The 22,788-nt window shown below is 41.7% G+C and carries 25 protein-coding genes and 2 rRNA genes (1 of these 27 only partly in view); 25 read left to right on the top strand and 2 right to left on the bottom strand.

The features are described 5' to 3' along the window. The 3 genes from ABC357_RS20720 to csaA form a co-directional block, all read left to right on the top strand. A 23S ribosomal RNA gene (locus ABC357_RS20720) occupies positions 1–1,252 on the top strand (it extends 1,684 nt beyond the left edge of the window). A gap of 64 nt (positions 1,253–1,316) precedes the next feature. Continuing rightward, positions 1,317–1,432 (top strand): 5S ribosomal RNA (gene rrf / locus ABC357_RS20725). Positions 1,433–1,645: 213 nt separating this feature from the next. After that, a complete protein-coding gene (csaA, locus tag ABC357_RS20730) occupies positions 1,646–1,975 on the top strand; it encodes a chaperone CsaA (RefSeq protein ID WP_412889461.1) in 330 nt (109 codons plus the stop codon). Positions 1,976–2,054: 79 nt separating this feature from the next. Here csaA and ABC357_RS20735 read toward each other — a convergent pair whose 3' ends face one another. After that, on the bottom strand, positions 2,055–2,249 hold the full coding sequence (locus tag ABC357_RS20735) for a sigma factor G inhibitor Gin (protein WP_412889462.1): 195 nt from the start codon (positions 2,247–2,249) through the stop codon (positions 2,055–2,057). A 182-nt stretch (positions 2,250–2,431) separates the two neighbouring features. Between ABC357_RS20735 and ABC357_RS20740 the strand changes: the two genes are divergently transcribed. From ABC357_RS20740 to rsmI, 10 genes are all read left to right on the top strand, one after another. After that, a complete protein-coding gene (locus ABC357_RS20740; RefSeq protein WP_412889463.1) occupies positions 2,432–3,883 on the top strand; it encodes an aminotransferase class I/II-fold pyridoxal phosphate-dependent enzyme in 1,452 nt (483 codons plus the stop codon). Positions 3,884–3,940: 57 nt separating this feature from the next. After that, positions 3,941–4,582: a dTMP kinase gene (tmk, locus tag ABC357_RS20745; RefSeq protein WP_412889464.1), complete on the top strand. Its 642-nt coding sequence runs from the start codon at positions 3,941–3,943 to the stop codon at positions 4,580–4,582. Positions 4,583–4,657: 75 nt separating this feature from the next. Next, on the top strand, positions 4,658–4,987 hold the full coding sequence (locus ABC357_RS20750; RefSeq protein ID WP_412889465.1) for a cyclic-di-AMP receptor: 330 nt from the start codon (positions 4,658–4,660) through the stop codon (positions 4,985–4,987). Positions 4,988–5,007: 20 nt separating this feature from the next. Further along, positions 5,008–5,448 (top strand): YaaR family protein, encoded by a 441-nt coding sequence (locus tag ABC357_RS20755; protein ID WP_412889466.1) that lies wholly within the window; start codon positions 5,008–5,010, stop codon positions 5,446–5,448. 17 nt (positions 5,449–5,465) lie between these two features. Further along, positions 5,466–6,473: a DNA polymerase III subunit delta' gene (gene holB, locus ABC357_RS20760; protein ID WP_412889467.1), complete on the top strand. Its 1,008-nt coding sequence runs from the start codon at positions 5,466–5,468 to the stop codon at positions 6,471–6,473. Next, on the top strand, positions 6,466–7,296 hold the full coding sequence (locus ABC357_RS20765) for a PSP1 domain-containing protein (protein WP_412889468.1): 831 nt from the start codon (positions 6,466–6,468) through the stop codon (positions 7,294–7,296). The genes holB and ABC357_RS20765 overlap by 8 nt, the downstream gene beginning before the upstream one ends. Before the next feature lie 14 nt (positions 7,297–7,310). Next, a complete protein-coding gene (gene yabA / locus ABC357_RS20770; protein WP_412889469.1) occupies positions 7,311–7,682 on the top strand; it encodes a DNA replication initiation control protein YabA in 372 nt (123 codons plus the stop codon). Between the two features lie 108 nt (positions 7,683–7,790). Then, complete coding sequence (locus ABC357_RS20775) at positions 7,791–8,528, top strand: tRNA1(Val) (adenine(37)-N6)-methyltransferase (protein WP_412889470.1); 738 nt, start codon at positions 7,791–7,793, stop codon at positions 8,526–8,528. Beyond that, positions 8,518–8,796, top strand: coding sequence for a GIY-YIG nuclease family protein (locus tag ABC357_RS20780; RefSeq protein WP_412889471.1), 279 nt, complete (start codon positions 8,518–8,520; stop codon positions 8,794–8,796). The genes ABC357_RS20775 and ABC357_RS20780 overlap by 11 nt, the downstream gene beginning before the upstream one ends. 5 nt (positions 8,797–8,801) lie before the next feature. Continuing rightward, a complete protein-coding gene (gene rsmI, locus ABC357_RS20785) occupies positions 8,802–9,683 on the top strand; it encodes a 16S rRNA (cytidine(1402)-2'-O)-methyltransferase (protein ID WP_412889472.1) in 882 nt (293 codons plus the stop codon). 52 nt (positions 9,684–9,735) lie between these two features. Here rsmI and abrB read toward each other — a convergent pair whose 3' ends face one another. After that, a complete protein-coding gene (gene abrB / locus ABC357_RS20790; protein ID WP_412889473.1) occupies positions 9,736–10,020 on the bottom strand; it encodes a transition state genes transcriptional regulator AbrB in 285 nt (94 codons plus the stop codon). A 579-nt stretch (positions 10,021–10,599) separates the two neighbouring features. Between abrB and metG the strand changes: the two genes are divergently transcribed. The 12 genes from metG to glmU all read left to right on the top strand — a co-directional run bounded on the left by metG (position 10,600) and on the right by glmU (position 22,780). Continuing rightward, the gene (gene metG / locus ABC357_RS20795) at positions 10,600–12,594 is read left to right on the top strand and encodes a methionine--tRNA ligase (RefSeq protein ID WP_412890087.1); all 1,995 of its coding nucleotides are present in this window, start codon (positions 10,600–10,602) and stop codon (positions 12,592–12,594) included. Positions 12,595–12,832: 238 nt separating this feature from the next. Then, a complete protein-coding gene (locus ABC357_RS20800) occupies positions 12,833–13,600 on the top strand; it encodes a TatD family hydrolase (RefSeq protein WP_412889474.1) in 768 nt (255 codons plus the stop codon). Positions 13,601–13,828: 228 nt separating this feature from the next. After that, on the top strand, positions 13,829–15,034 hold the full coding sequence (locus tag ABC357_RS20805) for a ubiquitin-like domain-containing protein (RefSeq protein ID WP_412890088.1): 1,206 nt from the start codon (positions 13,829–13,831) through the stop codon (positions 15,032–15,034). Positions 15,035–15,153: 119 nt separating this feature from the next. Then, on the top strand, positions 15,154–15,714 hold the full coding sequence (gene rnmV / locus ABC357_RS20810; RefSeq protein WP_412889475.1) for a ribonuclease M5: 561 nt from the start codon (positions 15,154–15,156) through the stop codon (positions 15,712–15,714). Further along, on the top strand, positions 15,707–16,597 hold the full coding sequence (gene rsmA, locus ABC357_RS20815; protein WP_412889476.1) for a 16S rRNA (adenine(1518)-N(6)/adenine(1519)-N(6))-dimethyltransferase RsmA: 891 nt from the start codon (positions 15,707–15,709) through the stop codon (positions 16,595–16,597). The genes rnmV and rsmA overlap by 8 nt, the downstream gene beginning before the upstream one ends. Before the next feature lie 324 nt (positions 16,598–16,921). After that, positions 16,922–17,806 (top strand): sporulation peptidase YabG, encoded by an 885-nt coding sequence (yabG, locus tag ABC357_RS20820; protein ID WP_412889477.1) that lies wholly within the window; start codon positions 16,922–16,924, stop codon positions 17,804–17,806. Positions 17,807–18,007: 201 nt separating this feature from the next. Next, the gene (gene veg / locus ABC357_RS20825) at positions 18,008–18,277 is read left to right on the top strand and encodes a biofilm formation stimulator Veg (RefSeq protein ID WP_412889478.1); all 270 of its coding nucleotides are present in this window, start codon (positions 18,008–18,010) and stop codon (positions 18,275–18,277) included. Between the two features lie 124 nt (positions 18,278–18,401). Then, positions 18,402–18,557, top strand: a complete 156-nt coding sequence (locus ABC357_RS20830) for a small, acid-soluble spore protein, alpha/beta type (protein ID WP_412890089.1) — start codon at positions 18,402–18,404, stop codon at positions 18,555–18,557. Positions 18,558–18,817: 260 nt separating this feature from the next. Continuing rightward, positions 18,818–19,687 carry a 4-(cytidine 5'-diphospho)-2-C-methyl-D-erythritol kinase gene (ispE, locus tag ABC357_RS20835; protein WP_412889479.1) on the top strand — a complete coding sequence of 290 codons (870 nt, stop codon included), beginning with the start codon at positions 18,818–18,820 and terminating at the stop codon, positions 19,685–19,687. Positions 19,688–19,743: 56 nt separating this feature from the next. Next, entirely contained in the window at positions 19,744–20,571 is an 828-nt protein-coding gene (gene purR / locus ABC357_RS20840; RefSeq protein WP_412889480.1) for a pur operon repressor, read from the top strand. Between the two features lie 259 nt (positions 20,572–20,830). Next, a complete protein-coding gene (gene spoVG, locus ABC357_RS20845; RefSeq protein ID WP_050613568.1) occupies positions 20,831–21,133 on the top strand; it encodes a septation regulator SpoVG in 303 nt (100 codons plus the stop codon). A 273-nt stretch (positions 21,134–21,406) separates the two neighbouring features. Beyond that, on the top strand, positions 21,407–22,780 hold the full coding sequence (gene glmU, locus ABC357_RS20850; protein ID WP_412889481.1) for a bifunctional UDP-N-acetylglucosamine diphosphorylase/glucosamine-1-phosphate N-acetyltransferase GlmU: 1,374 nt from the start codon (positions 21,407–21,409) through the stop codon (positions 22,778–22,780). Positions 22,781–22,788: the final 8 nt, after the last annotated feature.

The raw sequence follows: 22,788 nt of genomic DNA on the forward strand, positions 1-22,788 counted from the left end.
GAATCCTAAGGTGTGCGAGAGAACTCTCGTTAAGGAACTCGGCAAAATGACCCCGTAACTTCGGGAGAAGGGGTGCTCTGGTAGGGTGCAAGCCCGAGAGAGCCGCAGTGAATAGGCCCAGGCGACTGTTTAGCAAAAACACAGGTCTCTGCGAAGCCGCAAGGCGAAGTATAGGGGCTGACGCCTGCCCGGTGCTGGAAGGTTAAGAGGAGAGGTTAGCGCAAGCGAAGCTTTGAATCGAAGCCCCAGTAAACGGCGGCCGTAACTATAACGGTCCTAAGGTAGCGAAATTCCTTGTCGGGTAAGTTCCGACCCGCACGAAAGGCGTAACGATCTGGGCACTGTCTCAACGAGAGACTCGGTGAAATTATAGTACCTGTGAAGATGCAGGTTACCCGCGACAGGACGGAAAGACCCCGTGGAGCTTTACTGCAGCCTGATATTGAATTTTGGTACAGCTTGTACAGGATAGGTAGGAGCCTTTGAAGCCGGAGCGCTAGCTTCGGTGGAGGCGTCGGTGGGATACTACCCTGGTTGTATTGAAATTCTAACCCGCACCCCTTATCGGGGTGGGAGACAGTGTCAGGCGGGCAGTTTGACTGGGGCGGTCGCCTCCTAAAATGTAACGGAGGCGCCCAAAGGTTCCCTCAGAATGGTTGGAAATCATTCGTAGAGTGCAAAGGCATAAGGGAGCTTGACTGCGAGACCTACAAGTCGAGCAGGGACGAAAGTCGGGCTTAGTGATCCGGTGGTTCCGCATGGAAGGGCCATCGCTCAACGGATAAAAGCTACCCCGGGGATAACAGGCTTATCTCCCCCAAGAGTCCACATCGACGGGGAGGTTTGGCACCTCGATGTCGGCTCATCGCATCCTGGGGCTGTAGTCGGTCCCAAGGGTTGGGCTGTTCGCCCATTAAAGCGGTACGCGAGCTGGGTTCAGAACGTCGTGAGACAGTTCGGTCCCTATCCGTCGCGGGCGCAGGAAATTTGAGAGGAGCTGTCCTTAGTACGAGAGGACCGGGATGGACGCACCTCTGGTGTACCAGTTGTCTTGCCAAAGGCATCGCTGGGTAGCTATGTGCGGACGGGATAAGTGCTGAAAGCATCTAAGCATGAAGCCCCCCTCAAGATGAGATTTCCCATAGCGTCAAGCTAGTAAGACCCCTGAGAGATGATCAGGTTGATAGGTTCGAGATGGAAGTGTGGCGACACATGGAGTTGACGGATACTAATCGGTCGAGGACTTAACCAAATTGTTGTTTGATTTACTTTTGACTCTGTTATCTAGTTTTGAAGGAATAACATTCCTTTATATGTCTGGTAATGATGGCGAAGAGGCCACACCCGTTCCCATTCCGAACACGGAAGTTAAGCTCTTCAGCGCCGATGGTAGTTGGGGGTTTCCCCCTGTGAGAGTAGGACGTTGCCAGGCAACACAAAGATCAGCGATTGCGCTGGTCTTTTTTTGTTGTTTGGGACATGTAAAACTTGTCCTTTAAGTAAAGCCCTTCTTAAGCCTGTCGAGGATAAGCTTAAGAAGGGCTTTAGGCTATCAACGATATTTAGACAGTAAAATGATTGCATTCCTTTTAAGCGTACAAAAAATACTGTAAAATATCGTAAGAAAAGGAGGCGTATTCCTAGAATGGCTACAATAGAAGACTTCATGAAATTGGATATACGAGTAGGTACAATAGTGGAAGCTGCCGTCTTTCCTGAAGCAAGAGTGCCTGCCATTAAATTGGAAATAGATTTTGGAGACTTTGGAGTTAAACGTTCCTCAGCACAAATTACTAAGAGATATGAGCCTAAGGCACTTATTGGCCGGCAGGTTGCAGCTGTTATCAATTTTCCTCCAAGGAGAATAGCTGGATTTAAATCAGAAGTGCTTGTGCTTGGCGGCATCCCTGGAGAAGGGGACGTAGTATTGCTGAATTTGGATACCTCTGTACCGAATGGAACTCCCATTGGGTAGATACATTACTGAAAAGGATCGTTGCCGGATAATGAACAGACAAAAAATCCCCTGGGTGACCAACAGGGGATTTGCTCAATTATGTGAAGCTTTGTGTATGAGTCACACTCTTTAACTTTTCTAAGTAATATTTATACATGGGGTCAGATGTTTCTGCTGCTAAAATGCCGTTTTCGCACTCATCGCATATGAACGATGTATACAGAAAAAAACCTTGTTTCTTTTCTTCTTCGCATATGATGCAATGTTGAAGAGATTTACCTTTTCTTTTCACAACTCTCCACCTCCATGCTTCTATTCTGTCCATTTCCGAAAAACGAATACACTATTTTGAATAATTAGTCACGTTGAGTTTCCTAAGTATATGTAGCAGCTTCCTTATTTGTGTATGTCTACAATCAACTTAAATTTGATAAACTGTATAGAGATTGAAAAGTAAAGGAAGATGGAAACGGAATGAATCAAGAAAATACACCCCTTTTTGATGGCTTGAAGCAATTTATTGCAAAGCAGCCGATATCTTATCATGTACCCGGCCATAAGAATGGATTGCTGTATGAACATATAGGTGAGGGTATATTCAACGCTTTATTGCAGATGGATGCAACTGAAGTGGAAGGATTGGATGATTTGCATGAGGCTGAAGGAATTATCGAGGAGGCACAGCAGCTTTTAAGCAAAGCATACAATTCAGCTAAAAGTTATTTTTTGGTGAATGGTTCAACAGTCGGGAATTTGGCTATGATTCTTGGTGTTTGCCGGGAGGGCGATACTGTTCTAGTTCAACGGAATTGCCATAAGTCTATTATGAATGCCCTGGCCTTGGTTAAAGCAAAGCCGATATTTTTGAAACCATATTTAAATGAAAAATGGGGAATTGCAGAGGGCGTACCATATAATACAATACAAAAAGCAATTAAGCAGCATCCAGATGCGAAAGCAGTTATTTTAACCTATCCTACCTATTATGGAACTGGAGAAGATATAACGGAGCATATAGCACTTGCCCATGAAAAAGGCATACAAGTATTGGTGGATGAAGCACATGGAGCCCATTTTATTGCGGGAGCCCCCTTTCCCAGAAGCAGCCTTACGATGGGTGCAGATTATGTTGTCCACTCTGCGCACAAAACATTGCCTGCTATGACAATGGGTTCTTATTTACATATGGGGAAGTATAGCCGTGAAAGGGAGCGTGTGCACCATTACCTTCAAATGCTGCAAAGCAGCAGCCCCTCATACCCGATTATGGCTTCACTTGATTTGGCCAGATCCTACATTGCCACTTATTCTAAAAAAGATGCGCAGTACATTGCTGAAATGTCCGCTATTTTCAAGCGGAATTTAAACCAGATTGAATGCATTGCTGTACTTGAAAATACATCTGGTATTAACGATTGTTTAAAAATGGCCATTATGACAGATGGCACTTTTACAGGATTAGCCCTACAGGAAGAGCTGGCTACGTTAGGAGTCTATACAGAATTGGCAGATGTCCATAAAGTCTTGTTCATATTGCCTTTATTGAAGAAGGGGCAGCATTATCCATTTGAACAGACCGTTCAAATCGTCTCAAAAGCAGTCGAACAACTAAAAGAAAAAGAAAATAAACTAGCGGATGAAGCATTCGGATTGGGCGATTATAGCGCTGAAATAGTTTCCTTATCCATCGGCTTCTCTGACATGGAGTCATGCACAAAAGAAATGGTTCCTTTGGCAGCCGCAGCTGGCCGGATAGCGGCAGAAACGATTACTCCATACCCTCCCGGTATCCCTTTATTGTTGAATGGTGAAACGATATCAGAGGGCCATGTTGGGAAGATACAGTCTTTGATTAAGGCGAAGGCACGGTTTCACGGATTTATGGATCCAGAGAAAAAAAGAATAAGAGTATATGGTAAAATGTAAGTCAACGCTATATAAAAATAAACATATAATTGAAATAGATAAATTGGAGGCTCATGCATGAATCGCGGAATATTTATTACAGCTGAAGGTCCTGATGGAGCAGGGAAAACAACCATTTTAAACATGCTATTCCAAAAGTTGAAAGACAGCGGAAAGAAAGTGATGCTTACACGTGAACCAGGCGGGATTGCGATAGCGGAGCAAATACGTGAAGTACTGCTTAATACAGAGAATATAGCAATGGATGAACGGACGGAAGCGCTTCTATATGCTGCTGCAAGAAGACAGCATCTTGTGGAAAAAGTTTTGCCCGCACTGAAAGAAGGTTATATAGTATTATGCGATCGCTTCGTAGATAGTTCTCTTGCTTATCAAGGCTATGCAAGAGGCCTTGGCATGGATGAGGTTCTCAGAATCAATCAATTTGCGATAGAGGATATGATGCCTGATGCTACTCTCTATTTTGATTTAACGCCTGAAGAAGGGCTTAAACGGATTGAGTCGAATAGTAATAGAGAAGTGAACCGGCTGGATGCGGAAGACCTTGCTTTTCATAAAAAAGTCCGTGAAGGCTATCTGAAGCTGGTTGAACAGTTTCCTGAGAGAATCGTGGTGATCGATGCATCGCAAGGCATTCCGGAAGTGCTCGGCGAAACCGAGAAAATGATTGAAAAGATTTGTGAACAAAAGGGTAAATAAGGAATTGAAAGAAAATTCTTTAAGGTGTTGTTATAATAAAGAAAGATAGAAAATAACTCTAGGAGGAAGATTGCCATGAAAATGATTATTGCGGTAGTACAGGATAAGGACAGCAACCGTTTGTCATCAGCTTTAGTAGAGCATAATTTTCGGGCAACAAAGCTGGCAACAACAGGAGGTTTCCTGAAATCGGGAAATACGACGTTCATGATCGGTACCGAAGAGATTAGGGTTAATAAGGCTCTCCAAGTTATTAAGGACAATTGCCAATCAAGGGAACAATTTGTAGCCCCAATATCTCCAATGGGAGGAAATGCAGATTCCTATGTTCCATATCCAGTGGAGGTTCAAGTGGGGGGAGCAACCGTATTTGTCCTTCCAGTCGAACAGTTTCATCAATTTTAATGCAAGAATGAGGGTTCAGTATGAAAATAAATCAAGATCTTCCTATTAAGATGGATCAGTTTAATAAAGAGCCTAAAACTGCCAATCAAGGAAAAGCATCCTTTTCTGGCGTCTATCAAAAGCATGAACAAAAAATGCAATTCGCTGCTTTAAATAAACTTCTTGGCGATATTGAAGGTGCAGGGGAACGGCTCGGGCGTTCTCGCACATTCAAAGATTTGGCTAAGTATAAGAGCCTAGTGAAAAAATTTGTGAAAGAGGCCGTGGAATACGGCATGAATTTACAGCAATCACAAAGCTGGAATCAATATGGGCAAAGCCGTCCATTAAAAACCGTACAGACCATCGATGATAAATTGGTTGAATTGACGGAAGACGTAATGAATCAAGAAAAAGATACCTTGTCTATCCTTGGACAGGTTGGAGAAATTAAAGGACTATTGATTAATTTATATACTTAAGGTAGTGATGGAACGTTATGATGAACACATGGAATGAGCTAAATGAAATACAGCCGCTTGCCTGCAGGATGCTTCAAAACAGTATCCTGAAAAGGCGCGTTGCCCATGCATATCTTTTTGAGGGAGAACGGGCGACCGGAAAAAAAGAGGCAGCCGTTTTATTGGCAAAGAGCCTATATTGTGAACAACCTATAGAAGGCATCCAACCGTGCAACCAATGTGCGAATTGCCGTAGAATCGAAAGCGGAAATCATCCAGATGTTCATATGATCGAACCCGATGGTTTATCTATCAAGAAGGAGCAAATTCAGTACCTTCAAGATGAGTTCTCCAAAAAGGGAGTAGAATCATCACGAAAATTCTATGTTCTTTCAGATGCTGAGAAAATGACGGTCCAAGCTGCAAACAGTTTATTGAAGTTTCTCGAAGAACCATTATCTGAAACGATCGCTATCCTTATAACGGAACAACCGCAACGGATTCTTCCCACTATATTGTCAAGATGCCAGGACATCTCCTTCCAATCGCTTCCTTCCCATCTGCTCGTAAAGAAACTCAGGGAAGAAGGGGCGGAACTTCAGAGCGCCTTGATCGCCTCTCAATTGACCAACAGTTTTGAGGAAGCAAAGGAAATATGTTTTGATGATTGGTTTGCACAAGCTCAGCGAAAAGTGTTAAAATTATATGAAGTACTAAGCCAGGACTACCTGAAAGCACTTATTGACCTTCAGGATGAATGGTTTGGTTTTTTTAAAGAGAAAGATCAGGTTGACCGTGGGTTAGACTTATTACTTCTTATCTATAAGGATTTACTATATATACAGTTAGGCAACGAGGATGCTGTCGTATTCAAGTCTAAGCAATCTGAATTAGAGAGATATGCCCTTCAAAGCCAACAAAGAAAAATTGCCGGGCATATGGAGGCAATTCTTGAGGCGAAAAGAAGACTCATGTCTAATACAAATCCACAACTAGTTATGGAGCAACTAGTGTTGAATTTGCAGGAGGGATCATCCTTTGTTTGATGTAGTAGGAGTCCGCTTTAAGAAAGCGGGTAAAATATACTATTTCGATCCGGGAGATTTCGAAATTCCAAAGGATGAATTTGTAATCGTCGAGACAGCTCGGGGTATCGAATTTGGAAGAGTAGTCATTGCCCGGAAACAAGTAGAAGAAAATGATGTTGTATTGCCGTTGAAGAAAGTTCTGCGCATCGCTGATCCAAAAGATCGCCTAATTGTCGAAGAAAACAAAAAAGCTGCAGCGGAAGCTTATGAAGTGTGCGGCCAAAAAGTGGATGAACATGAATTGGATATGAAACTGATTGATGTTGAATACACATTTGACCGAAATAAAGTCATTTTTTATTTTACAGCCGACGGCCGGGTAGACTTCCGTGAGTTGGTGAAGGATTTGGCCGCTATATTCCGTACGCGGATTGAACTGCGGCAAATAGGGGTCCGAGATGAAGCGAAGATGCTTGGGGGAATAGGGCCTTGCGGAAGAATGCTTTGTTGTTCAACCTACCTTGGGGACTTTGAACCTGTTTCCATCAAGATGGCCAAGGATCAAAATTTATCATTGAACCCAACGAAAATCTCAGGTTTATGCGGCAGATTGATGTGCTGTTTAAAATATGAAAATGATGAATATGAAACAGCAAAAGAACAGCTTCCTGATCTTGGAGAAATGATAAAAACTCCGAATGGAACAGGCAAGGTAGTAGGGCTTAATATTCTAGAAAGAGTACTCCAAGTTGAATTTACTGATCCAGCAAGAGTTCTCGAATTCACTTTGGAAGAAATTCTAAAAGAAGGAGCCGTTTCTATTCAAGCCACAGATTACTGAGGTGGTGAGAGCACATGGATAAGAAAGAAATATTTGATTCTGTCAGCAGCATGGAGGCACAAATCGGTCAATTGTATCAGCAACTGGGTGAATTAAAGGACCATGTTGCTGAGATATTGGAAGAGAACAATTTGCTTACGGTTGAGAATGAACATCTCAGACGCCGTTTGGACCAGCATCTTGCCGATAAGAAACAGAGCATGAATGGTAAAAAGAAAAAGATACAAAATGAATCTAAAGAAGATAAAGGATATGATATCGGCGAAGGTTATGATAACCTTGCCCGCCTTTACCAGGAAGGTTTCCATATTTGCAATTTGCATTTTGGGAGTCCCCGCAAAGAAGGCGACTGTCTATTCTGTCTATCTTTCCTGAATAAAAAATAAAGCCTTCCCTTCATTTGGAAGGTTTTTTTATGGCAGTCAGCCAAATATATGAGTATAAAAAGAGGTTATCCTCTGCTAAGTTAGATCGAAATTGAGGTGCACAGTAGCGTGTTATTACAAGGTGACGAACGATTAGATTATCTTCTTGCTGAAGATTTACGCATAATACAAAGCCCATCGGTATTTTCCTTTTCTTTGGATGCTATCCTGCTGGCCAGATTTGTTTCAGTTCCGATTGTAAAGGGAGATCTGGTTGATTTATGTTCAGGCAATGGAGTTATTCCGTTGATGCTGACTACAAGGACAAGGGGAAAAATTATCGGGGTGGAAATACAGGAACGATTGCATGATATGGCTATCCGAAGCATTGAGTATAATCATTTGAGTGGACAAATAAATATGATACATGGAGACCTGAAGGAAATCGTAAAGGAAATCGGCCATTCGAAATACGATGTGGTCACATGCAACCCTCCTTATTTCCCTACTCCAAAGAAAGACGAGCATAATCGAAATGAGCATTATGCGATTGCCCGACATGAAATCATGTGCAACTTGGAAGATGTCGTTAAGGCTAGCAGCCAATTATTGAAGCAGGGCGGGAAAGCGGCATTTGTCCATAGACCCGGCAGATTAATGGATATACTAACATTAATGAGGAAATATCGGCTTGAGCCCAAACGGTTGCAATTTGTTTATCCTAGCGCTGGAAAAGAAGCGAATACAATTCTAGTGGAAGGGATCAAGGATGGGAATCCTGACCTGAAAGTATTGCCGCCATTTGTTGTTTATAATGAGCAACAAGAATATACAGAGGAAGCAAGAAGGATTTTATATGGCGAATGAACATGTCATGTACGTATTGGAGTGTATTGATGGTACGTATTATACGGGCTATACTAATGACCTCACTCGCAGGGTTCAAATGCATAACGAAGGTAAAGGTGCAAAATATACAAGAGGGCGAACGCCCGTTACACTTCGGTATTCTGTAGTTTATGGGACGAAAGAAGAAGCAATGAAGGCGGAGTACCGTTTTAAACAGCTTCCCCGCAAGAAAAAGGAAGCCATTATGAGACATGCTTTACATATAAAAGAAGAAGGAGGGCTATAAAACATATGTGGCAACAACAGAGTTTTGCCCTTGAAGGCAAAGAAGCAATCCTATATTTAGTGCCGACACCCATCGGCAATTTAGAAGACATGACCTATCGGGCAATAAGGATTTTAAAAGAAGCGGATGTCATTGCAGCTGAAGACACGCGCAATACGAAGAAACTATGCAATTATTTCGGAATTGACACTCCGATTATCAGTTATCATGAACATAATAAAGAGTATAGCGGCAAGCAAGTAGTGGACAGGCTGCTTGGAGGCCAAACAGTCGCTTTAGTCAGCGACGCCGGAATGCCGGCCATTTCCGACCCTGGATTTGAGCTGGTACTGGATGCTCTCAAAGAAAGGGTTACTGTAGTTCCTTTGCCTGGGGCGAATGCAGCAACGACTGCCCTCATCGCTTCTGGTATACAAACACAGCCTTTTTACTTTTATGGTTTTTTGGATAGAAGCCCGAAAGTGAAGAAGAAGCAATTGGAACAATTAAAAACCGTTTGTGCGACTGTCATTTTATATGAATCGCCACATCGTTTGAAAGAAACGCTATCCGTTATACAAACGATTGTCGGAGGACATCGCCAGATTGTTTTATGCCGTGAACTGACAAAGAAATTTGAAGAATTCATAAGGGGAACAATTGATGAAGCTTGCCAGTGGGCAAAGGAGAATGAAGTCCGCGGCGAATTCTGCTTGGTTCTTGAAGGGGCCTCCGAATCTGATATAGCTGAAGAAGAAAATCAGTGGTGGGAAGGTTTAAGCATTGTGGAGCATGTAGATACCTATATGAACGAAAAAGGTATGTCGAATAAAGAAGCTATGAAAGAAGCAGCAAAAGATAGACAATTACATAAACGAGATGTCTATCACGCATATCACATTGAATAGTAATTCACAAAAAAAGAAACAGGTTCTTAAAGATCCTGTTTCTTTTTTTTGCTTATTTAGCTGTTTCGATATGGTCTTGGATTTCTTTAAGAAGTTGCTCAGCGCCTTCTTTGCTTAAAATCAATTTACCGTCAGCTAATGTCATGTTATTGTCGGATACTTCACCAGTAATTTGACAAGTCATGTTAGGTTTGTATTTTTTAAGGATGATGCGCTCGTCATCAACGTAAATTTCTAGAGCGTCCTTTTCTGCAATACCTAGCGTACGGCGAAGTTCAATAGGAATAACTACACGACCAAGTTCATCAACTTTACGAACGATACCTGTAGATTTCATTATGTAACTGCCCCTCTCATTATTAATTGGAATGGGATATAATTTTCGTCATTATTCGACAAAATTTTTATAATAAATTAATAATACCAGCCATTCCCAAATTCGTCAATCTTTTTGTTAAAAACCATAAAAATTTAAATAATTCCTTTAATAACAAGGTTTTACATGCAATTGGATTATAATTCCTTATATGTGGAAGGCGATTATTTATATTTGGAAGGGTGAAAGTATTTTATATTTCGACGGCATTCGACAAATTCCTGTCTATAGTGGAAGGAGTAAATTGAAGTAAGTTGAAAAAATGAAGAAAAAAGGATATTTTTACTAATTATACTACCTTAAGACCAGCTATGCAAAATGGACGCTTGAAGAATATATGAGCAGGATTTATAACGGAAATATTTGATAGACGGAGTATATAGGATACAGGAATGTGGCAATGCTTTGATTATAATGAGAATGGTCCTGCACCATCTGTAGATAGGGAATCTTTTAAGGTGAATTCGCACATTTTCTTGATATAATGTAAGTACGTATTCAACCATTTGGAACGAAAAAGGATATTTGTCATACCCATGGATGCAGCAGTATCCCATCAGGTATGAAGAGGAGGAACTTATGAAAGATAAGAACACATTTTATATTACAACGCCGATTTATTATCCAAGCGGCAATTTGCATATCGGCCATGCGTATACAACGGTTGCAGGAGATGCAATGGCTCGCTATAAACGCATGAGAGGTTTCGATGTTATGTATTTGACCGGTACGGATGAGCATGGTCAAAAAATACAGAGAAAAGCAGAAGAAGAGGGAATTACTCCTCAGGCATATGTCGATAATATTGTATCTGGCATCAAAGATTTATGGAAGAAACTCGATATATCCTACGATGATTTTATCCGGACAACACAGCCGCGGCATAAAGAGATTGTTGAGAAAATTTTTGCCCAGCTGTTGGAACAAGGAGATATCTACTTGGATGAATATGAAGGTTGGTATTGTACACCTTGTGAATCCTTCTTTACAGACCGCCAAGTCGAAAATGGAAACTGCCCTGATTGCGGACGCCCGGTTGAACGCGTAAAGGAAGAATCCTATTTCTTTAAGATGAGCAAATATGTTGATCGCTTATTGAAGTTTTATGAAGAAAACCCAGACTTTATTCAACCAGAATCACGCAAAAATGAAATGATCAATAACTTTATTAAGCCTGGTTTAGAAGATTTGGCTGTATCACGGACAACATTTGATTGGGGAGTTCCTGTTCCAGGAAATCCAAAGCACGTCATCTATGTTTGGATCGATGCTTTATCTAATTATATTACAGCACTTGGCTATGGCACTGCCCATGATGAAAAATATCAAAAATACTGGCCTGCAGATGTGCATTTAGTAGGAAAAGAGATCGTCCGTTTCCATACCATCTATTGGCCTATCATGTTAATGGCTTTGGATTTACCCCTTCCTAAAAAAGTATTTGCCCACGGCTGGCTGTTGATGAAAGACGGTAAGATGTCCAAATCTAAAGGGAATGTGGTGGATCCTGTTACATTGATCGATCGGTACGGATTAGATTCACTTCGCTACTATCTATTGCGTGAAGTTCCTTTTGGCTCAGATGGCGTGTTTACACCAGAAGGATTTGTCGAAAGAATTAATTTCGATTTAGCGAATGATTTGGGTAATCTTCTGAATCGGACAGTAGCTATGATCCAAAAATATTTCGATGGAACTATTCCTGCTTACAAAGGCTCTGAAAATGAATTTGAAAAACAATTGCTTCAAGTAAATAAAGAAACAGTAACCAAATATGAAGAGGCAATGGAGAAAATGGAGTTTTCTGTAGCTCTATCAAGCATTTGGCAGCTGGTGAGCAGAACCAATAAATTTATTGATGAGACTCAACCTTGGGTACTGGCGAAAGAGGATAAAAAAGATGAACTAGGAAGTGTAATGGCCCATCTTGCTGAGTCTTTACGCCGAACGGCTGTCTTATTAAAGCCATTCTTGACAAAGGCGCCCGCAAGCATTTTCCAACAATTGCAAATCACTAACGATGACTTGCAATCATGGGATAGTCTGGAAACTTTTGGCTCCATTCCTGCAGGAACAAAGGTATTGAAAGGCGAACCTATTTTCCCTAGATTAGATGTAGAAGCAGAAGTGGAATTCATTAAAGAAAAGATGCAAGCAAGCGCTGCTCCGGTCGAGGAGAAGAAGGAAGCCATTGCTGAGAAAGAAGAAACTGAAGAAATTACAATTGATGATTTCATGAAAGTAGACCTTCGTGTAGCTGAAGTACTGGAAGTTGAACCAGTGAAAAAGGCGGACAAACTATTAAAGTTGCAATTGGATTTAGGATATGAAAGACGACAAGTGGTTTCAGGCATTGCGCAATACTATAAACCGGAAGAATTGGTAGGCAGAAAAGTAATCTGCGTAACAAACTTAAAACCGGTCAAGTTAAGAGGGGAATTGTCACAAGGCATGATCCTTGCTGGAAGCTTGGATGGCACACTTTCATTAGCCACCATTGCCGAATCCCTGCCAAATGGTTCAAAAGTAAAATAATTCGCTTAATAAAGGAACGTTTCACGTGAAACGCTCCTTTATTTTCTATATTTGCGCACTTTTCCTGAGAAATAAATAGAGAAAAAAGCCGATTTATTAATAATAGAAGAAACTCGGAAATCTGTTTGCAACATTAAGTAATCTATTTGTTCTATTTTTGTAATATAAATGTTACTTAAATGTGAGACATGAAATCTTTTTTCCATAATAAACTAATGCTAGAAAGGACGATTCACAAATGCTTATAGACACACATGTACACCTGAATGCAGAACAATACAATGAAGATTTAACAGAAGTCATCGAGAGAGCAAAGGAACAAGGGGTCGACAAAATGGTTGTTGTCGGGTTCGATGCTGAAACAATCAAGAGGGCAATCGAACTAGTGGAAGAATATCCTTTCTTGTATGCGAGCGTAGGCTGGCATCCGGTAGATGCAATCGATATGACCGAGGAAGATCTTAAATGGTTAGAGGAACTGGCATCTCACCCAAAAGTTGTGGCTTTAGGAGAGATGGGATTGGATTACCATTGGGATAAGTCTCCAAAGGATATTCAGAAGGAGGTATTCAGAAAGCAGATTGCATTGGCAAAGCGCGTGAATTTGCCGATTATTATCCATAATCGGGAAGCTACCCAGGACATTGTGAATATTCTGAAAGAGGAAGGGGCGGATGAAGTCGGCGGAATCATGCATTGCTTCAGCGGCAGTGAAGAAATTGCAGAGGAATGCATGAAAATGAATTTTTACATTTCTTTCGGGGGGCCGGTCACCTTCAAAAATGCCAGAAATGTAAAAGAGGTTGCTGCACAAATACCGCTTGACCGATTGTTGGTAGAAACCGATTGCCCGTATTTAACACCGCATCCATACAGAGGCAAACGAAATGAACCTGGCTATGTAAAGTTGGTTGCGGAAGAGATCGCTTCTCTTAAGGGTCTTCCATTCGAGGAAATTGCTGCAGCCACGACGGAAAATGCAAAAAAATTATTCGGCATAGATTGATAAAGAAAGCTGTCGAATGCAGATGGTGTATGTCTATTTTAGAGCGATTCATCAAGCATTCTACAGCTTTTTTTTCGAAGTATCAGTCTTCTTGTCGAGATACATTTCTTTTCAAAAACGTGGTTGCTATGCATAATAGGAAATACGTTTGGTGAGACAGACTTATTTGACAGCATCTGCCGAAGTCTATATAATCACCGGAGAGAAAGGAGGTTTTTTGTCATCGTGATGAAAACCTTAAAAAATAACACAGCCAAAATATTCAAACGAAGGAGTATGGCTGTATATATTACGAGTTTAATAGTGTTCCTGGCAGCAACTGGAGTACTATTATACGAGGGGACCAAGAAGACGGTCACTCTTACCTTGGATGGTGAGAAAAAAGTCGTCAACACACATGCATCCACTGTTGGAGATCTATTCGATCAATTAGACTTAACTGTAAACAAGCATGATTATATACATCCAGAGAAGAATTCCAAAATTAGTGATGATCTTCGTGTTACATGGAAATCCGCTAAAGAAATTTCCTTGAATCAAGATGGGGAAAAACAGACTGTTTGGACGACATCGGACACTGTGGGAGACTTTTTGAAAGAACAGAACATAGAGATTAATGCGAACGATAAATTATCCCATGCCGGCTCAACCAATATAAAAAATAATATCGAAATAGCCATTAATAAAGCATTTACATTACAACTGGTTGATGGGGGCAATGCAAAAAAGGTGTGGTCAACTTCGACTACGGTCGCTGACTTTTTAAAGAAACAAGGAATTGCTTTAGAGCCGTTAGACCGTGTTGAACCATCATTATACGATTCTGTGAAACCTAACAGCAGCGTAAATGTTGTGAGAGTGAAAAAGGTCACCGATGTAGTGGAAGAACCAATTAATTACAATGTTGTCTCTAAGAAGGACGGAACTTTGCCGAAAGGAAACCAAAAGGTTGTCTCTGAAGGAAAAGAAGGCGTTGCATCTAATGAGTACGCAGTATTCATAGAGAATGGCAAAGAAGTTAAGAGGACCTTAGTTGCAAAAAAAGTAGTGCGGGAAAAACAGGATAAAGTTGTAGCGGTAGGCACAAAAGCAGCAGTGAGCGCTTCAACTTCTTCAGGAAACACATCGTATACCGGCGGAGGCGGACAGGAAATGGTAGTGAATGCAACTGCCTATACAGCCGGCTGCAATGGATGTTCAGGGCTTACAGCTACCGGCTATGACCTGAGAAGCAATCCAAACGCTAAAGTTATAGCCGTTGACCCGAGTGTAATACCTCTTGGTACGAAAGTCTTCGTTGAAGGATATGGATATGCAATTGCTGCCGATACTGGAGGGGCGATTCGCGGAAACAAAATAGATGTATTTTTCTCGAGTAAATCAAAGGCTTATCAATGGGGAAAAAGGTCAGTAAAGATACGAGTCATTCGTTAAGAAAGAAGGCAGGGGAGAAATCCTCTGCTTTTTTTGTTAAAGTGGACAGTATCATGTAAAATGATTCTATATATTAGACGAAGCAGCATTAGAAAAGGTTGCAGGATTCCGGAGGAATTATGAAAATCAAAGAAATAATTGTTGTTGAAGGAAAAGATGATACGACAGCCATAAAGCGTGCTCTGGATGCTGATACGATTGAAACAAATGGTTCGGCAATAGGAGATGCTGTTATAGAAAAAATCCGCCTTGCACAGGAAAAACGGGGGGTTATCATTTTTACAGACCCAGATTATCCTGGTGAACGGATTCGAAGCATTGTTTCCGGGAAAGTTAGCGGATGTAAGCATGCCTTTCTCCCGAAAGCAGAAGCAAGGCCTAAGAACGGAAAGGGCATTGGGGTGGAGCATGCATCGCCAGCAGCAATAAGGGAAGCATTAAGCGAGGCCCAAACGGTAGATGAAGACTTCGAGGAGGTCATTTCACCTGAAGATCTTATGCTATGCGGATTGATCGGCGGCACTGGCTCGAAAGAAAGAAGAGAGAAGCTGGGCATTAAACTGCGAATCGGCTATGCTAACGGAAAGCAGTTGTACAATCGCTTAAATATGTTTCAAATAAGCAAGCAGGCTTTTATGGAAGCCGTCAATGAAATAAACCAGGAGGAACACCATGCATAAAGATATTGCTACACCCATCCGAACGAAAATGATTCTGGAGAAGTACGGCTTTTCGTTCAAGAAAAGTCTTGGCCAGAATTTCCTGATCGATACGAATATTCTTCAACGGATTATCGATTTTGCAGAATTGGATGCAGAGACGAGCGGCGCCATTGAAATCGGGCCCGGGATCGGAGCGTTGACTGAGCAGCTCGCGAAAAACAGTAAAAAGGTTGTGGCTTTTGAAATAGACCAGCGATTATTGCCTATCCTAGCTGATACATTGTCCCCTTATGAACATGTGAAAATTATCCACGAGGATGTTTTGAAGGCGAATGTAGCAGAAGTTATGCAACAGGAATTCACGGGGCTTGATGACGTGATGGTTGTTGCCAATTTGCCGTATTATGTGACTACGCCGATCATCATGAAGCTTCTCGAAGAAAGACTGCCTATCAGAGGGATTGTCTGCATGCTTCAAAAAGAAGTGGCTGACAGAATTGCGGCAAAGCCGGGTACGAAGGAGTATGGATCACTTTCGATTGCAATCCAGTACTATACGAAAGCTGAAACTGTCATGATTGTCCCTAAGACAGTGTTCATTCCGCAACCAAATGTAGATTCGGCGGTTATTCGCCTGACTAAAAGGGACAAACCATTAGTCGAAGTGAAGGATGAAGATTTCTTCTTTACAGTAACTAGAGCCAGCTTTGCACAGAGAAGAAAAACGATCCAAAACAACCTGACCAGCGGTTTGCCGAACGGCAAGGAAAAGAAACCGTTACTATTGGCTGCGCTAGAGCGGGCAGGAATCGACCCACAGCGGCGGGGCGAAACATTATCGATCGAAGAGTTCGGGCGTTTGAGTGATGAACTGTTTGAGGATTTCAAAGCCAATAATTAAAAATGAGAGAGGCGGTCCTTTTGGGGAACGCCTTTTTTAAGTTTGTTTTCTTAAACGTTGTTGTTTCGGATGGGCTGGCATACTGCTCCAGGAAGCTTGCAATCTGTGGGGCAGGGGATAACCTTCCGCAATGCCTTTTGCCAACTGGTCCAATGTGCTAAGAACCTTTTCTAATAACCATCATTGATATAAATAATGGCTGCCTTATATCGCGTGTAGACAGTCGAGCGCTGGGACACCTCACATCTTTCCGGCTGCCAGCATAGGTTAAAAAAGAAAGAAATAGAGACGAAGACATATGCTTTGTCACGAGGTGAAGGAACCATGGATATTGCTGTCCGGGATATAGTCGGGCGAAAGAAATACGGTTGTGACCTATTGTTTCGCGTCATTCAGACAAAAGAGCAAGATGGCGAGCGGGTGGCTATCTTATTTGGAGAGGATTTCAGACTGGCGGCAGATGCCCCGTTTGATGACCTTGTGAAAATAGGTTCTTTGGAAAGAAATGAGTACCAGCGGCAGAACGAATCGGTGGAAATGAGGTCATTGGCGTTATTTTCACAGGAATTGGAACTGCTTGAACAAAAGCGTAAATTTGAGGTGAGCTCAGGATACAGGCAGCAAGGCGACTTTTTTCAAATGCCTGGAAGAGTCCTACATTTAGATGGTGACCCGGCTTACTTGAAGAAGTGTATGGCTATCTATGAAAAAATCGGTGTTCCGGTAACAGGCCTCTACTGCAATGAAAAAGAGATGCCAATGCGTATTTCTTCTCTGCTCGATGCCTACAGGCCTGATATATTGGTGATTACAGGGCACGATGCTTATACCAAGGCCAAAGGAAAAGTGATGGACATTCAAGCTTACCGGCATTCTTGGCACTTCGTTCAGACGGTTAAAGAGGCAAGGAGGAAAATCCCCCAATTAGATCAATTGGTCATCTTTGCAGGTGCATGCCAATCCCATTTTGAATCATTGATTGGTGCAGGCGCTAATTTTGCCAGTTCTCCTTCGAGGGTGAACATCCATGCTTTAGACCCTGTTTATATTGTAGCTAAAATCTGTTTTACGCCTTTTAGCGAACGGATACATGTTTGGGATGCCCTGCGCAATACGATTACTGGTGAAAAAGGGGTGGGCGGCATTGATACGATGGGGGTTTTAAGGACAGGAATGCCGTTCAACCAACTGAATGAGGATCAGTTATAAGAGACGCTCTTCGAAAGGGGTCTCTTTTTTCTTTTCATAAGTTGACATAATTACCGCTAAACTGGGCATGATACAAAATATCATATAAAATTTATTTAAAACCATTGACAAACAAAATTACATATTGATATAATTTTATATTTTGTTTGACGGTTTGTCCCGATATGTGATATACTACACTTAGTGAGGTGGACCGAAAAAATGCCAAAAACTTTAGCTGATATTAAACATGCCCTTGATTCCAATCTTGGAAAAAGGCTCCTTTTAAAAGCGAACGGTGGTAGAAGAAAAACGGTAGAGCGTTTAGGAACGCTAGCAGAAACTTATCCGTCTGTTTTCGTCATTGAGCTTGATCAAGATGAGAACGCATTCGAAAGAGTCTCCTACAGCTATGCAGATGTACTTACAGAAACTGTACAATTAACCTTTTTTGATGAAGCAGCAGGAAAGGTAGCTTTAAGCGGACAGTAAACAATTTGTTTACTGTCTTTTTTCTTGTGCCGTGGCTTTTACATAACAGCTTCATTTTATGCCCATACTAAAGCTGTTGCGGCATGAAAAAAGGAGATGTTTGCTTTTGGCTAGAAGAGGCATCATGTCAGAACAGTTTAAGACTGAACTGGCAAAAGAACTGGGCTTTTATGATGTTGTCCAAAAGGAAGGTTGGGGAGGCATTAAATCTAGGGATGCCGGCAATATGGTGAAAAGGGCGATTGAAATAGCCCAACAGAATCTGGCGAATAAGAATTAACCCTCTGCTTTTATAACAAATAGACCAATTCATTCCGCAACGGGACCGAAGCATTCGCTTCGGCCCTTTTTTCATTGGGGAGTGCACGGTAAAATTGAATGTTTGACAGCGCAGATTGGGGCAATAATACAGGATATATATTCATTCAATCGAGGAAAGCCCGCTCTTTCAATAAGGGGCTTTAAAAAACACCACTTTCAAAAGATAGATATGGTAAAATAGGACAAGAACTTTTAAGAACGTAAAGTAGGTGGATCAAAGTGAAGTTAATGGAAAAGGCACCGGCAAAAATTAACCTTGCTCTAGATGTCCTTTTTAAAAGACCAGATCAATTCCATGAAGTGGAGATGATTATGACCACAGTCGACTTGGCTGATCGAATAGAGCTGGAAGAACTTAAACATAATAGCATCAAAATTTTCTCCCATAATCGGTATGTGCCTGATGACGATCGGAATCTAGCCTATCAGGCAGCCTTATTGCTGAAACAAAGATTCGGCATTAATCAGGGAGTCGGAATAAACATTGAAAAAAATATCCCGGTTGCGGCAGGCCTTGCCGGAGGAAGCAGTGATGCGGCAGCCACATTAAGAGGGTTAAATAGATTATGGAAATTGGGGCTAAGCTTGGATGAGCTAGCCGAAATCGGTTCGGAGATTGGTTCGGATGTTTCGTTTTGCGTGTATGGGGGGACAGCCTTGGCTACAGGGCGCGGTGAAAAGATCCAGCATCTTGCAAGCCCGCCTAAATGCTGGGTAGTCCTTGCGAAGCCAACTATGGGGGTATCTACTGCGGATGTCTATAAGCGCCTTGATTTAAAAAAGGTCCAGCATCCGAATATTCCTCTCATGGTGGAGGCTATTGAGAAACGGGATTATCGCATGGTATGCGACCATGTTGGCAATGTCCTTGAGAGTGTGACGCTGCCGATGTATCCCGAGGTTTCCCATATTAAGAGCCAAATGGAAAAGTTCGGGGCGGATGCTGTCCTAATGAGTGGAAGCGGCCCGACTGTATTCGGTCTGGTTGAGCATGATTCACGCCTGCACCGGGTTTATAACGGTTTGCGAGGATTCTGTGAACAGGTTCATGCGGTCCGATTGCTTGGAGAGCAGTATAGTCTTGAATAAATACGTATATTAGAGTACGATTATAATAATAATATTCGGAATTAGGAGGAGTGACGTTGAAATTTCGTAGAAGTGAACGGCTTGTTGATATGACTAACTATTTGTTAGAACATCCAAGTCAGCTTGTCCCACTCACTTTCTTTGCAGAAAGGTATGGTTCGGCCAAATCTTCCATCAGTGAAGATCTGACGATTATTAAGGAAACCTTCGAGCAGCGGGGGATCGGTTCTTTAATAACCGTACCGGGTGCAGCTGGCGGTGTAAAATATATCGTTCGATCGAATAAGGAAGAAGCAGTTCAATTTATAGAAGAAATGTGTGAAATTATGGCTAAGCCTGACCGATTGCTTCCTGGAGGATATTTGTATATGAATGATATCCTTGGCAATCCACAGGTAATGAAAAAGGTTGGCCGCCTAATCGCTTCTGCTTATGCAGACAGTCAAATTGATGTCATTATGACTATGGCGACTAAGGGAATTCCAATTGCCTATGCCGTTGCAGCCCATTTGAATGTCCCAGTCGTTATTGTAAGGAGAGATAATAAAGTCACGGAAGGCCCGACTGTAAGCATCAACTACATTTCTGGTTCATCCAAGCGCATACAGACAATGCTGTTATCAAAGAGAAGCCTTGCTGTCGGATCACGTGTCCTTGTAGTCGATGATTTCATGAAAGCAGGCGGTACGCTTCATGGAATGACCAGTTTGTTAGAGGAGTTCAATGCAACGGTATCCGGGATTGCTGTTTTTATTGAGTCGGATGATACGGAAGAACGATTAGTGGATAACTATTTATCTCTTCTGAAGCTGGCAGAAGTAGATGTGAAAGATAAAGTAATTACTGTTTCGGAGGGCAATTATTTCGAGCAGTTAAATCAATAATGGATGCTTATCCATATAAGAAAAGTGTTTCTACTTGTAGAGGCGCTTTTTTTTGCCCTAAAAATATTGCTTATTTTTAGAAATGAAGCGCATTTGATGGTAAAATAGGATAATACTTCCTCAAAGGGAGTAATTTTCAGTCAAACTGCCAATTATTTGAAAAAATAAGAAAAATTTTTACAACTTTAGAAGGATTATGAATACGTACTGTTGAATATTGTATTCTAAAGTTTTTTATTAATTAAAGGTGGTGTACAAGATGGAAGTAACAGACGTAAGATTACGCAGAGTCAACACAGATGGCCGAATGAGAGCGATTGCATCCATAACACTTGATAATGAATTTGTTGTGCATGACATTCGAGTAATTGATGGAAACAATGGTTTGTTTGTAGCAATGCCAAGTAAGAGAACGCCAGACGGCGAGTTCCGTGACATTGCACACCCTATTAATTCTTCTACTAGAGGAAAGATTCAAGATTCAGTGTTAGCCGAATATCATCGTCTTGGTGAGGTTGAAGGATTAGAAGCAGTTGAGCTGGAAGAAGCAGGAGCTTCCTAATTCCACCAATCTACCAAAACAAAACAACAGGAGCCTACTTACTTTTTGGTAAGGCTCTTTTTCTTTGCCTACATATCCTCCATCTAACCCCCCCTTATTTCTGCATGCCACCCCCCTTACTGCCAAAATTGTCCGTTAAATTTTTACAATCCGCGATAAATGAAGGTGGATTCTTGAAAACATCAGTTATTTAAGATATATTTTATAAGGATAATTGTGAAAGTAATTTGTAAATATTTGAAAATATAGTGTGTGAAAGCTGGGAGGTACGTCATGAGTAATCGTTACGCCATTGTTTTGGCAGCTGGCCAAGGTACGAGAATGAAGTCCAAGCTGTATAAAGTCCTTCATTCAGTATGCGGAAAACCGATGGTCAAACATGTGTTAGATCATGTTTCTTCATTGAATGTCAAAGAAATTGTGACTATCGTCGGACACGGCGCCGAAACTGTCCAAGCTGAGTTGGGGAATGTTACCGGCTTTGCGTTGCAAGAGGAACAACTAGGTACAGCCCATGCTGTCATGCAGGCTGAAGAATTACTGAACGGAAAACAAGGAACAACACTTGTTATTTGTGGGGATACCCCTTTAATCAAAGCGGAAACGATGCAGGCCCTTATTGAGCAGCATGAAGAATTAGGTGCAAAAGCATCAGTATTGACCGCTTCTATAGAAGATCCTACTGGTTATGGCCGCCTTATCCGCAATGAACAAGGGTTTGTAGAGAAAATTGTTGAGCATAAGGATGCAACCGAAGTTGAGCGTGAAGTAAAGGAAATCAACACTGGTACGTATTGCTTCGATAATGAAGCATTGTTTAACGCATTAAAAAAAGTTTCGAACGACAATGTGCAAGGGGAATATTACTTGCCGGATGTCATAGAAATATTGAAATCTGAGGGAGAAACCGTTACCGCATACCAAACGGAGGATTTTGAGGAAACACTTGGAGTGAATGACCGTGTCGCTTTGGCACAAGCGGAGGCGATTATGCGCGAGCGAATCAACCTTGCCCATATGAGAAACGGTGTGACACTGATTGATCCTAAGAATACATACATCGAAAATGATGTCGTAATCGGACAGGATACCATTGTTTACCCTGGCACTATCATTAAAAGCGGAAGCAAAATCGGTTCCGAGTGCATAATCGGCCCTCATTCTGAGATTGTTAACTGCGAAATAGGGGACTCTACTGTTATACGGCAATCCATCGCTCATGATAGTGTGATTGGTTCAGATGTAGCGGTTGGACCGTTTGCTCATATTAGACCTCAATCTCAATTAAGTGATAAAGTAAAAGTAGGAAACTTTGTCGAAATCAAAAAGACATCCATTGGCGAAGGAAGCAAGGCATCCCATCTGAGCTATTTGGGGGATGCTGAGATTGGCGCCGGAGTCAATGTTGGATGCGGCTCCATTACAGTTAATTATGACGGGAAAAATAAATTCCTGACTAAAATCGGCGATGGTGTTTTTGTAGGTTGCAACTCCAATTTGATTGCACCTGTAAGCGTCGGTGAAGGAGCTTATATCGCAGCAGGCTCTACAATCACTGATGATGTGCCAGGCAATGCCATGGCTATTGCACGTTCACGCCAAACGAATAAAGAGAATTACGCTAGTAAATTAAATTTTAATAAATAAACAATGGA

This window comes from Bacillus kalamii, assembly GCF_047238185.1.
In the GTDB taxonomy this organism is placed as follows: domain Bacteria; phylum Bacillota; class Bacilli; order Bacillales; family DSM-1321; genus Bacillus_AD.

Excerpts from the sequence above, each read along its gene's own strand:
- tmk (WP_412889464.1), top strand. The coding sequence starts at position 3,941 with ATGAATCGCGGAATATTTATTACAGCTGAAGGTCCTGATGGAGCAGGG.
- csaA (WP_412889461.1), top strand. The coding sequence starts at position 1,646 with ATGGCTACAATAGAAGACTTCATGAAATTGGATATACGAGTAGGTACA.
- ABC357_RS20800 (WP_412889474.1), top strand. The coding sequence starts at position 12,833 with ATGCTTATAGACACACATGTACACCTGAATGCAGAACAATACAATGAA.
- yabA (WP_412889469.1), top strand. The coding sequence starts at position 7,311 with ATGGATAAGAAAGAAATATTTGATTCTGTCAGCAGCATGGAGGCACAA.
- abrB (WP_412889473.1), bottom strand. The coding sequence starts at position 10,020 with ATGAAATCTACAGGTATCGTTCGTAAAGTTGATGAACTTGGTCGTGTA.
- ABC357_RS20805 (WP_412890088.1), top strand. The coding sequence starts at position 13,829 with ATGAAAACCTTAAAAAATAACACAGCCAAAATATTCAAACGAAGGAGT.
- rsmA (WP_412889476.1), top strand. The coding sequence starts at position 15,707 with ATGCATAAAGATATTGCTACACCCATCCGAACGAAAATGATTCTGGAG.
- glmU (WP_412889481.1), top strand. The coding sequence starts at position 21,407 with ATGAGTAATCGTTACGCCATTGTTTTGGCAGCTGGCCAAGGTACGAGA.
- spoVG (WP_050613568.1), top strand. The coding sequence starts at position 20,831 with ATGGAAGTAACAGACGTAAGATTACGCAGAGTCAACACAGATGGCCGA.
- ABC357_RS20750 (WP_412889465.1), top strand. The coding sequence starts at position 4,658 with ATGAAAATGATTATTGCGGTAGTACAGGATAAGGACAGCAACCGTTTG.
- metG (WP_412890087.1), top strand. The coding sequence starts at position 10,600 with ATGCAGCAGTATCCCATCAGGTATGAAGAGGAGGAACTTATGAAAGAT.
- ABC357_RS20830 (WP_412890089.1), top strand. The coding sequence starts at position 18,402 with ATGTCAGAACAGTTTAAGACTGAACTGGCAAAAGAACTGGGCTTTTAT.
- veg (WP_412889478.1), top strand. The coding sequence starts at position 18,008 with ATGCCAAAAACTTTAGCTGATATTAAACATGCCCTTGATTCCAATCTT.
- yabG (WP_412889477.1), top strand. The coding sequence starts at position 16,922 with ATGGATATTGCTGTCCGGGATATAGTCGGGCGAAAGAAATACGGTTGT.
- rnmV (WP_412889475.1), top strand. The coding sequence starts at position 15,154 with ATGAAAATCAAAGAAATAATTGTTGTTGAAGGAAAAGATGATACGACA.
- ABC357_RS20740 (WP_412889463.1), top strand. The coding sequence starts at position 2,432 with ATGAATCAAGAAAATACACCCCTTTTTGATGGCTTGAAGCAATTTATT.
- ABC357_RS20780 (WP_412889471.1), top strand. The coding sequence starts at position 8,518 with ATGGCGAATGAACATGTCATGTACGTATTGGAGTGTATTGATGGTACG.
- rsmI (WP_412889472.1), top strand. The coding sequence starts at position 8,802 with ATGTGGCAACAACAGAGTTTTGCCCTTGAAGGCAAAGAAGCAATCCTA.
- holB (WP_412889467.1), top strand. The coding sequence starts at position 5,466 with ATGATGAACACATGGAATGAGCTAAATGAAATACAGCCGCTTGCCTGC.
- ABC357_RS20755 (WP_412889466.1), top strand. The coding sequence starts at position 5,008 with ATGAAAATAAATCAAGATCTTCCTATTAAGATGGATCAGTTTAATAAA.